At 57.8% G+C, this 10,091-nt stretch carries 13 protein-coding genes; 10 read left to right on the plus strand and 3 right to left on the minus strand.

Annotation, left to right across the window (positions count from 1 at the left end):
* The 10 genes from L4923_RS29945 to L4923_RS29990 form a co-directional block, all read left to right on the plus strand.
* The coding region (locus tag L4923_RS29945; RefSeq protein ID WP_425531037.1) for a bacteriophage T4 gp5 trimerisation domain-containing protein at window positions 1-846 on the plus strand (846 nt) is incomplete at its 5' end.
* 9 nt (window positions 847-855) lie between these two features.
* Window positions 856-1,560: a hypothetical protein gene (locus tag L4923_RS29950; protein WP_239370757.1), complete on the plus strand. Its 705-nt coding sequence runs from the start codon at window positions 856-858 to the stop codon at window positions 1,558-1,560.
* A gap of 186 nt (window positions 1,561-1,746) precedes the next feature.
* Complete coding sequence (locus tag L4923_RS29955) at window positions 1,747-2,130, plus strand: PAAR domain-containing protein (RefSeq protein WP_239370758.1); 384 nt, start codon at window positions 1,747-1,749, stop codon at window positions 2,128-2,130.
* Between the two features lie 4 nt (window positions 2,131-2,134).
* Window positions 2,135-3,346 carry a DUF4123 domain-containing protein gene (locus L4923_RS29960; protein ID WP_239370759.1) on the plus strand — a complete coding sequence of 404 codons (1,212 nt, stop codon included), beginning with the start codon at window positions 2,135-2,137 and terminating at the stop codon, window positions 3,344-3,346.
* Between the two features lie 32 nt (window positions 3,347-3,378).
* Window positions 3,379-3,795 (plus strand): hypothetical protein, encoded by a 417-nt coding sequence (locus tag L4923_RS29965; protein ID WP_239370760.1) that lies wholly within the window; start codon window positions 3,379-3,381, stop codon window positions 3,793-3,795.
* Window positions 3,785-4,282 carry a hypothetical protein gene (locus tag L4923_RS29970; RefSeq protein ID WP_239370761.1) on the plus strand — a complete coding sequence of 166 codons (498 nt, stop codon included), beginning with the start codon at window positions 3,785-3,787 and terminating at the stop codon, window positions 4,280-4,282. Before L4923_RS29965 ends, L4923_RS29970 begins: the two co-directional genes overlap by 11 nt.
* Window positions 4,283-4,935: 653 nt before the next feature.
* Complete coding sequence (locus L4923_RS29975) at window positions 4,936-5,136, plus strand: hypothetical protein (protein WP_239370762.1); 201 nt, start codon at window positions 4,936-4,938, stop codon at window positions 5,134-5,136.
* A gap of 96 nt (window positions 5,137-5,232) precedes the next feature.
* Window positions 5,233-5,676 carry a hypothetical protein gene (locus L4923_RS29980; RefSeq protein ID WP_239370763.1) on the plus strand — a complete coding sequence of 148 codons (444 nt, stop codon included), beginning with the start codon at window positions 5,233-5,235 and terminating at the stop codon, window positions 5,674-5,676.
* A 130-nt stretch (window positions 5,677-5,806) separates the two neighbouring features.
* Window positions 5,807-6,718, plus strand: coding sequence for a polyphosphate kinase 2 (gene ppk2, locus L4923_RS29985; protein WP_239370764.1), 912 nt, complete (start codon window positions 5,807-5,809; stop codon window positions 6,716-6,718).
* A 192-nt stretch (window positions 6,719-6,910) separates the two neighbouring features.
* On the plus strand, window positions 6,911-7,666 hold the full coding sequence (locus L4923_RS29990) for a transporter substrate-binding domain-containing protein (RefSeq protein WP_239370767.1): 756 nt from the start codon (window positions 6,911-6,913) through the stop codon (window positions 7,664-7,666).
* Window positions 7,667-7,828: 162 nt separating this feature from the next.
* Here the strand turns inward: L4923_RS29990 and L4923_RS29995 are convergent, their stop codons facing one another.
* From L4923_RS29995 to L4923_RS30005, 3 genes are all read right to left on the minus strand, one after another.
* Entirely contained in the window at window positions 7,829-8,692 is an 864-nt protein-coding gene (locus tag L4923_RS29995) for a glyoxalase superfamily protein (protein WP_239370765.1), read from the minus strand.
* Between the two features lie 187 nt (window positions 8,693-8,879).
* Window positions 8,880-9,293, minus strand: coding sequence for a tellurite resistance TerB family protein (locus L4923_RS30000; protein ID WP_239370766.1), 414 nt, complete (start codon window positions 9,291-9,293; stop codon window positions 8,880-8,882).
* A gap of 97 nt (window positions 9,294-9,390) precedes the next feature.
* Window positions 9,391-10,091 (minus strand): MFS transporter (locus L4923_RS30005; protein WP_486389246.1); only part of this gene is annotated, 701 nt, incomplete at its 5' end.

Raw genomic sequence — 10,091 nt, forward strand, 5'->3', positions numbered from 1 at the left:
ATCCGCGTGGCGCAGAACTGGGGCGGTGCCGGCTGGGGCGGTCAGATCATCCCGCGCATCGGCATGGAGGCGGTGCTTTCCCATATCGACGGCGACTTCGACAAGCCGCTCATCGTCGGGCTGGTGCCCAATGCGAGGCAGAAGGTGCCGTACAAGCTGCCGGAGAACAAGACAAAGAGCGTCTTCAGAACGAATACGCACAAGTCGAAAGATGTCCAGAAATTCAACGAGCTTCGATTTGACGATTTAGAAAACAGCGAAGAGGTTAGACTCACTGCGCAAAAGGATTTTAATGTTATTGTTCACAATAATGATTCAAAAATCGTGAAGCACAACTCTGCAGAATCCGTTCTGAACAATCGCCTCAGCGAGACCTTTGGCGATTCTATGACATCCGTTTACGGCTCCTACATGATATATACAGGCCCTTCTGGGCTCAATGCGCTATCGTTTAATGGAATAGGCATGATGGCGAACAAAGTATCGGAATCTGCGTATGGGCTTGACACGCAACTTCTAAACATTGGTGAGCCAGGGGATTTCACCATCCACTCCGACGGAAATCATAATATAAATGTAAAGAATAGTAATAAGGTTCAAGTCGGACAAGATTACGATATAAGTGTTCATGGAAACTCCACCATGAGAGTTCAAGGAAATATCTCATACAGAGCTACGAAATCGCATAGTTCTTCTGTTGGAGAATACAAAATTGTCGATATTGGAAAAAAATATACGATATTTTGCGGTAAAAGCAGAATCGAAATGGATTCAGCGGGGAATATCTCAATTATCGGCGTCAATATAAAGATAATTGGCTCCGAAAAAATAGATTTAAATCCGTAGAGGCATAACATGTCTTCCGCATCCGCCAAGCAACGACTTATAAATGTTTGCAATGCCCTCGGAATACCAATAGAAACCACAAAAGATGATGAGGCAGCCGCCCTCACGATAGTAAGCCACTTGTATGTGATGCCCGCTATTAAGGAAAAGCCCAAACGTCGCGACTATGGCAATTCGATCCTTCAAAATGCCGGAGCGCATTTTGGCGCCAACTCTCGATTTGTCAGCGCCGTAGGATCGGTAGTTATAATGATGCAGGAATTTCCTGCTTGGTACGATGATTTTAACAAATCGGCAACTGAGCTCGCCGAGCAATACCAAGATTTGGAGCGTGCAGTTTATTGGCTTGAGATTGTAGGTATAGGCGCCGGAGGCAGCGCTGTAGCTGCGGGCGTGGGTAAGGGAATTGAAACCGGCAGCGTCAAGGAGGGAGCGAAGAAACTCGGAGGGCGCCTAGCGGGGAAAGGAGCCATATTGGAGGGAATCGACAAGCGCTTGGCTGCTAGAGGGCTGACACGTGTTGCCGGTATCGCCGGAGCTGTCGTCGTTATCGGGGGAACCGTCGCTTACTATTCTGCTCTTCAAGAGATGGAGCAAATCAAGTCAATAATGATCCATAAATTTCAAAACGGAGAGGCATCCGACGAGGACTACAAGAAGGTATTCGGAAATGATTCTCGCCCAGAACTCGTAAAAAAGTACTGGGAGATGTGAATGAAAAAGATTTCTCTAAAAAAGAAAAATGCCTTTATATTGTTTTTTGTTATTGGCCTTTTCGTTTTATATACTTCATGGACTACATTTGGATCCTACAGTTTGTGGTGGATCGCGACGATAGTAATTCTGTATTTCTTATTCCGCCTTGGGTTACCCCGCCTCTTTGAGTTCAGGGACTAGACTATGCCTCCAGCCCATCGCCGCACCGATATCGGCTCCGGTCACGCATGCCATTTCCCGCCGACGCCGGCCACCGGCGGCAGCCCCAACGTCTATGTCAACGGCAAGAAATTGATGCGTGTGGGCGACGAATATGTGCCGCATGGCTGCGTGGTGGGCCATGCGCCCTCCCATGGGCGCAAACTGAAGGACGGTTCGCCGACGGTCTATGTCAATGGCCGTCGAGCCGGCCGTATCGGCGATCCGATCGACTGCGGCGGCGAGGCGCAGACCGGGTCGGATAACGTCTATATTGGCGACAGGGGTCCTAACGCGTCATCCCAATCGTCGAAGGCCGCCTGCCAGAAGGGAATGGCCAAGCAGTCGATGCCGTTCGTCAAGGGCTGAACGATTGGCAGGGGCGGGCATAGAGGTTCCGTGGCCGGAAAAGCCATCGCAGCCGGCGGTTCCGGACTGGCGCGAGACGTTGCATGGCCATCTCGTGCGCCTGGCTGCCGATCCGGCGCGAAGGCTTTATGCCGTGCTGGACGGCGCACAATTCGACGATCTTCCGGCCGAATTGCGCGGTCGGGAACTGGCACACCGCTCGCTCTATGTCGACGTCGCCGATCATGAACTCGTCCTCGCGGGGCCCTGGCTTGTCGATCTTCACCATTTGCCTGCCCCGAAGGCCGAGCCTCGAGCAGAACTGGACGCGTCAATCCAATCCGAAGACGAACCGGATGACGACGCTCTGCATGCGCAAGCCGACGTGCTGGCGCAAACAATGCGGAAGTCGGTCGAGGCCGGCGACCCTACCGCCGGCGGCATGCTTGCCCGGTCAGAGCCCCCGCCGATTGCAGATCCGGCGACCCAGTTGGACAAGGTGCTGGCCCTCGTCGGCGACGCGCCCGCGGCGGTGTTCTGGGCCGGCGGGGCCGATCTGACCGAGCCGGCGCTCTGGCGCCATCTGCGCACGCTGAACAGGGTGCTCATCCCACGCGGCTATGGCGATGATCCTTCGACGCGCCCGCCCGCTACCGGTTCGGATGATGACGGCGGAGTGCATGAAGCTGTTCTGTTTCGCCATGCCGACGGCAACGTACTTGCCGAAGTGCTGCCGGCGCTGGATACCGCCCAGTTTGCACGCCTGTTCGGGCCAGCACGGGCGCTGGCCTTCCACGCTCCGGATCATCCCACACCGTCGGGATCCTTCGTGTGGCGTGCACTCGTGCCAGACGATGCGTCTGCACCGCCTGCCGGCATGCTGCAGATCGATACGGCCCAGATGGATACCGTCGAGCAGGCCCGGCTGGAGCGCTCGCGCCGTAAGGTCATGGCCTATCTCCGGGAGGTCGACCCGGCCAGCACCGACGCGCTTTCGGATGCGGAACTTTACAAAGTCATCCGCCGCTATGAAGAGGCCGGCAACGCCCATGGGCTCGAATCGGAACGGGCCCATATGAAATGGGCTTATCTGATGTCGGTTTCCAACGGGGATATAGACAAAGCGCCGGAAACCCGCGCCTTTTTCCGGCAGAGCTCCAAGCACCCGGATGATCGCATCGACGACCTGATGGACCTCGCGGACAAGGCCTGGGAGCAGGCGGGAGGCACTCCCTGATGGGCGCGCTTCTTCGCAAGATCTTCGAACGCATGCTGCGGCGGCCGCCAACCCGGGGCCCAGCGCCCAAGCCGCCAGCCAAACCCAGTGGCGCCAAAGGCAAAGCCGATGAAGGTGGTGATGCCGCAAAGAAGCGTGGCGGCTGTGCGGGAGCCTGCAAGAAATCGCGCGACGATTTGGAGCGTGAGGCGAATGTCTCTCAACAGACAAAAGGCAAGACGAAGCATGGCCAAAAAAATGGCGGCATGTCCGAGGCTGACAAGGATTTTGATGCCCTTGGTCCAAAGGATATAAAGGATATCAATACCCAATATGGGCAGGGCAGGACCGGGACGCTCGACGACGGCACCAAGATCACTGTCCGCCCTGGCAGTTCAGACGGCCGGCCGACCCTCGAAATGCGAAATCCTGAAAATGGCCGCGGGACTGAAATCCGCTATGATCCGTGACGTCAAACCGGTGTTGGACATGACAGATTCCCTTTTTGATGAAGCGTTGGACGACAAACGCTTACTGCGCCCATCGTTCCTGACGCAGCACCAATATGCTGCGCGTGTGTTCCCAGACGTTCTCGACAAAGATGAATTCGAACGCCTCGCCGCAGCCGGCCAAACAGGGGAGCCGATCATCATTCACCATGGCGAGTTCGGCGCGCCCGAGGAAATGATGGCTTGCGACGGCGTCGACAATGCCTGGAAAAGTCTATTCGAGGTCTCCCACGAGGACATCATCCTGGAATTCGCTCACTCCTCGCTGTTTGCGTGGATACCGGCGGGAGAGCGCCTTTATGTCGTTTTCGGCCCCCAAGGGATGATTGCCTCACTCGGAGAGGCGACGGAACTCAAGCAAGCGTTCGATGAATATGTCGAGGAATCGGGGCTTACAGAACAAGGAAAGCGATTTCTTCTAGGGGCATATGAACGTTACACGCTGTGACAGGCTCGCAGGATCCAACCTCATTCGTCTCGCCGAAAGCGGACCGCACTACGATGGTTATTTCCGGGGAAAGAAGTACCCATATCTGAATGTCTCCACGAAGAGGATCCCACGAGCGATCCGTATTGCCGCTCGGACGATGTCAAGGCGTTTCAGGCTGACGCACCAACGGAGCGCAAGCCGATACCCCAAGCTCGACAGTCGCCTTTCCGCTCTCGCGTTTGCTCAAGTCAGCATTGTGCGATTTGACCATCCGGCAGGAGGAAAAAAGACCGGAAGATGTAGATGCGGAAAATTAGTGTAAAAAAAAGAACAGCCATAGTTTTGTCAATTATTATCGGATTAATATTATCTTATACATCGGCTCGCGTTTTTGGAGTCTATAGTTTTTGGTGGATTTCATCAATAATTCTTATGTATCTCTTTGGCCGTTTTGGGGCACCCAGAATCTTCGAATTCAGGAACTGAACTATGCCTCCATCGCTGCACCGACATCAGCTCCAGTCACGCGTCCCATTTCCTCCGACGCCAGCGGGCAAAAATTTAACCAGACGATTCCGATTACCCGGCCAACGGACGCACGATTGACGTAACTTTTGCTGGATCAAGAACAATGACGGAATCGTTAGGTTGGTCACGGGAGTGCCGGCGAAGTGAGCTCGCAAATCGAAGAATATGATGTCGTTCGCAATTTGGAGGCCGTTGAAGACATTCCTGCGGGTACGCTTGGCGTCGTGTTGAGCGTCTACGACAACACGCATGTCGAGGTCGAATTCCGAAAGGAAGAAAGCCAAAGGATAAGCTATACGGTGTCGAGCGCTCTTCTTGCCAAAGTGGAGGATGAGATATCGTAGCAGCATCGCGAAAGGGAAGGCGGGTTTTTGCGAGAAGCTTGTGTACGTTACACGATCTGATGCTGGCAGCTTGTCGTATCGGCCGAACGGTCTGAGATGATGAAGGCCCAGCCGCAAATCCTGCTTTCGACCTCACCGACGACTGGGAGGCTCGCTTCCTGCATAAGCAGCCTGTTCGATGTTCCGACTGCCAACATCTTCGGCAACAGCTTTCCCGACGACGCCGACTTCGATGCGGTGTTCGAACAGGGGTATTTTCTGGTGCATGCGTTTACCGGGGGCGTGTTTCCCGCCAGGCTGGACGGTTTCTTTTCCAGCAGCGCTCTGTCCGAGGACAACCTCATTCGTCTCGCCGACTGCCTTGACGTGCTGGTGTGTGTCGATCGCAGCATCTCCGAGAGCGAGCCGCACTACGACGGCTATTTCCGGGGAAAGAAGTACCCATATCTGAAGGTCTTCGTGGAAGAGGATTCCGCGGGCGATCCGTATTACCGCTCGGACGATGCCGAGGCGATCCTACAGGACCGCTTCACCACGTGAGTGCGGGAAAGGCTTTGCCCGCCGGGTAAGTTTCAGGCCCATGCACCAACATCGCCACAGGCGGCATATTCCAATTTGCAGCCAGTTATGCCGATATCCGGCACAGTGACGTTGGAGAGGTTGTGAATCGATGGCAAAAGAAAAGTCCGCCGCCCCGGTTGCCGGCATTCCGATCCCGGAACCGTTGAAGATCCTAGTCGACGGCAAGGAACGCATATTCGACATCGATGCGCCGGAATTGCCTGCCTGGATCGAGGAGAACAAGCTGTCGGCAGGCGGCTACCCTTACGACAAGAAGCTGAAGAACGAGGAATATGACGAGACGCTGGAGCAGTTGCAGATCGAACTGGTGAAGGCGCAGGCCTGGCTGCAGGCGACAGGCCATCGGGTGATGGCGCTGTTCGAAGGGCGCGATGCCGCCGGCAAGGGCGGCGCGATCTTTGCGCTGCACCAGTTCCTCAACCCCCGCAGCGCCCACAACGTCGCGCTGACCAAGCCGACCGAGACCGAACAGGGACAATGGTATTTCCAGCGCTACGTCACTCATTTCCCGACGGCCGGCGCGCTCGTTTCGTTCGACCGCTCCTGGTACAACCGCGCCGGCGTCGAGCCGGTGATGGGCTTCTGCACGCCCGAGCAGCACGAGAACTTCCTCGACGAGGTGCCGCATTTCGAGAAGATGATCGTCAATGACGGCATCCACTTCTTCAAGATCTGGCTCGATATCGGCCAGGAAACGCAACTCTCGCGGTTCTACGACCGCCGCCACAGCCCCCTGAAGAGCTGGAAGTTCTCGCCCATCGACGTCGCCGGCCTGAACAAATGGGACGACTACACCAAGGCCCGCGACGAGATGGTCAGGCGCACGCATACCAAACACGCCCCCTGGATCATCGTGCGCGCCAACGACAAGCGCCGCGCGCGCATCGCCGTCATTCGCCGCATCCTGCTCTCCCTGCCCTATGAAGGCCGCGACCTCGACGTGATCGGCAAGGAAGACAAGAAGATCATCGGGGAAGGGTCGGGATTTTTGAATAAGTAAGATTCGGGGAAATAGGGCAGTAAGGCATTAGGGCAATTGCCTGGGACTATCTTCCTACTGCCCTACTGCCTTATTCCCCCTACTGCCTCCATCAGGAGTTTCAATGTGACATTGCGCTGGCTCTTCCCGGCAATCCTGGCAGCGACGCTGTCTTTCAGCCCGGCTGCACACGCGGCAGAGCCGCAGCCGCCGATGCTATGGGACGCGCAGGAGCGGCTGCCGAAGCCGGACCTTGCGCAACTGCCGCGGCTGCGCTTCCTGACCACCACCGATTTCCCGCCGTTCAACTTCCTTGACAGCGCCGGCAAGCTGTCCGGCTTCCATGTCGATCTCGCCCGCGCCATCTGTAAAGAGCTTGCCATTGCCGATAAATGCCAGATCCAGGCGCTGCCCTGGGCAGAACTCGACGGCGCGCTGGCCAAGGACGATGGCGAGGCGATTATGGCCGGCGTCGCGGTGACGGCGGAAAACCGCGCGAAATACGCGTTCTCGCGCTCCTATCTGCAGTTTCCGGCGCGCTTCGTCATGCCGAAAGCAAAGGCGTCAAGCGAACCGCTGTTCGAGAAGCTGAAGGGCAAGCGGGTCGGCGTCGTGGCGGGCTCCGCGCACGAACGCATGCTGCGAGACGACTTCGCGGCGGTAACGACAGCGCCCTACCCGACCGAGGAAGCGCTGTTTGCCGACGTCAAGGCCGGCAAGGTGGATGCGGGCTTCGGTGACGGCATGCGTTTCGGCTTCTGGCTGGCGGGAACGGATGCCGCTGACTGCTGCCGCTTCGCCGGCGGCCCCTATCTCGCGCCGGAATATCTCGGCACCGGACTGGCGATTGCGGTCAAGCCGGACAACGAGGACCTTGTCGCCGCGCTCGACTACGCGCTGCAGCAGATCGCGCTGAAAGGCACCTTCGCCGAACTTTATCTGCGTTACTTCCCGGTGAGCTTCTACTGATCCGATCGAAGCCCAGAGCATTTTGTATCCAAGTGGAATCACTTGGCGTTACAAGAATGCGGCGAAAACAAAAACTTGGAGCGTTTCCGCGTTTCCGTGAAAAACGGAAATGCTCTGGGATAGGGCTCCGATCGATCTCCAATTCACCGTTTCCGGGTTCCGTCATCCGCCGGACGACACCCAACTTCTGACGACCTTGCCGCCGTCGAGCCCGATGCTCCATCGAAACAGCCGGTTTTCGTGTTCGACGTGGAATATGTCGTCGCCGACATCGGCAACGCCGACAAATCGAACGGACTTGATACTCCCTGTGGAGCCGATCAGCTGCTGCAGGTCGCTCAGCTGGTCGCGAACCGCCTGAGCCTGTTCGGTTCCCATCTCATCGTAGTCGGGATGGCCCGACACAATCCCCTGGATAAGGTGGCGCAGAGCGTCCTCCGATCCTGACTGCGGCCTGTTGTGCTTGATCCGCTCCTGGAGTGTCGCGATCGCGCGATCCGCAACCGCGTCATCGATACGTTTCCAGGGCATCTCAAGACCACCCTGATGGAGGATCAGCCCGGTTGCCTGGCCACCCGCATCCGTCACAAAGCTGATCTGAGCCGGGACGACGGTAGCGAAAAATTTCGTTTCGCTCTCCGGATAGATCTCGACCGGCCCCTGGCCGGTGATCCGGCTGAAGAAGCGGCCGTTTTCGCGGTAGATCTTGAAGAAAATGCCGGGACGCTGCTCGTAATATCCCACGAATTTGTCGAAGCGCCTTGGATCGAAGGAAATGGCGACCCGCTGTGCGGCTTGCTCGGCCAGCTTTGCGGCGCGCTCGTCGACAGAGGCGGCAGGGCCATCGGCAGCCTGCACTCCGCGGCGCTCGCCTTGAAGTTTCGCAGACAGGGTGTTCCAATCGGCAAAGCCGAGCATCTTCGAAACAAGTTCCAGGCTCTCGCCATGGCTTATGGTGATCGCCTTTGATCCCAAGGCCTCCCGCAGGGTCTGGGCCATGGATTTCGCATCACGATAGTCGCGCATGAAGACGTCCTTTGCATGAGCGAACCAAGATCGTCAGGTGGTTGCGTTGCTGACTTGGTCGCTCGGGCAAAGGCAATGCCACTGAGGCGCGATACGTTCACCGTACCCTGACGGGCGCAACCAGCAGGTCGTATCAACCTGCGCTTAAGCTGAAGCGTAGCGGTCGCAGTGTCAAGCGATAGAGGTCTTACGTGAGCATGCGATGCCGTGCCTTGGCCGAGCGTTCGATGGCGGCGACCGTCAGCGTGTCGAGATCGAGCGCGCGGCGGATCAGCTGCAGCACGCGCACCTCTTCCAGCCGCATTTCGAGATCGACGGCCGCCACTTCGAAGGCGGCCGCATAGGCCGTATCGCGAAGCCGCTCCGGCAGAGCCTTCGCCGCCTTGCCGAGAACGCCGTCCAGCCCGTCCTTCTCGTGCAGCAGCTTCTGGCATTTCTGCGCGATCGCAACCAGCTTGCCGCGATTGAAGTCCTCGAAGACCGGCCATGACGAGACCACATCGCCGATCCGCGCCAGCTCCACATCGGTCATGTCGCGGTCGGAAGCCGAAGTGATCACCATCAGATGGATCAGGGCTTCATGCGGATTGAGGCCGGGCATCGTGTCTCCGTTCGGTTTGCCATTGGACACTAGGAAGGCAATGATCTCCTGCCAAGAAAAATGGCCGAAATCGAGACGTTCCAGACGGTGCAGCAGATCAGGCTCGCCGGATCATCAGGAAGGCCAGCACGGCGAGTGCGCCGGCTACGATGGCGATGGCCAGCGATGGAATGACGCCGATCCAGACCATGCCGAACGCCAGCGCAAAGGGTGCCGTTGCCGAGACGACCAACCGCGCCGAGGTCACCTTGCCTTGCAGCTTGCCGTAACCCTCGCTGCCGAACAGATGCAGCGGCAGCGTGCCCGAGACGATGCTGAGCAGCCCGTTGCCCAGGCCGAACAGGATGGCGAATGCCATGGCACCGGCGACCGATGGCGCGGACCACGCCAGTACCGCCACGCCCATCGGCATCAATGTCGCGGCGATCACCGCCAATGTCACCGGCGACAGGTTGCGGCCGAACCCCATATTGATCAGGCGGCTTGCCACTTGCGATGGTCCGAACAGCGTTCCGATGAGCGCCGCCGATGCGCCGAGGCCCAGCCCGGAAAGCAGAGGCACCATATGCACCAGTATGGCTGCCCCGACCAGCGATTGCAGGGCAAAGCCGGTGACCATCAGGATAAAGCCGATCCGCTTGCGGCCATCCGGCAAACGACCCTTCACAGGAAGAGGCGCGGCCGACGTGTCGGCCCGGCTGCGAGCAAGGCCCGCGGACAGCCAGCCATGCAGCGGCAGACAGACCACCAGATTGAGTACGGCGAAGACCAGATAGACTTCCTGCCAGCTCAGCTGGC

It is taken from the genome of Terribium retamae, assembly GCF_022347545.1.
GTDB lineage: Bacteria > Pseudomonadota > Alphaproteobacteria > Rhizobiales > Rhizobiaceae > Mesorhizobium > Mesorhizobium retamae.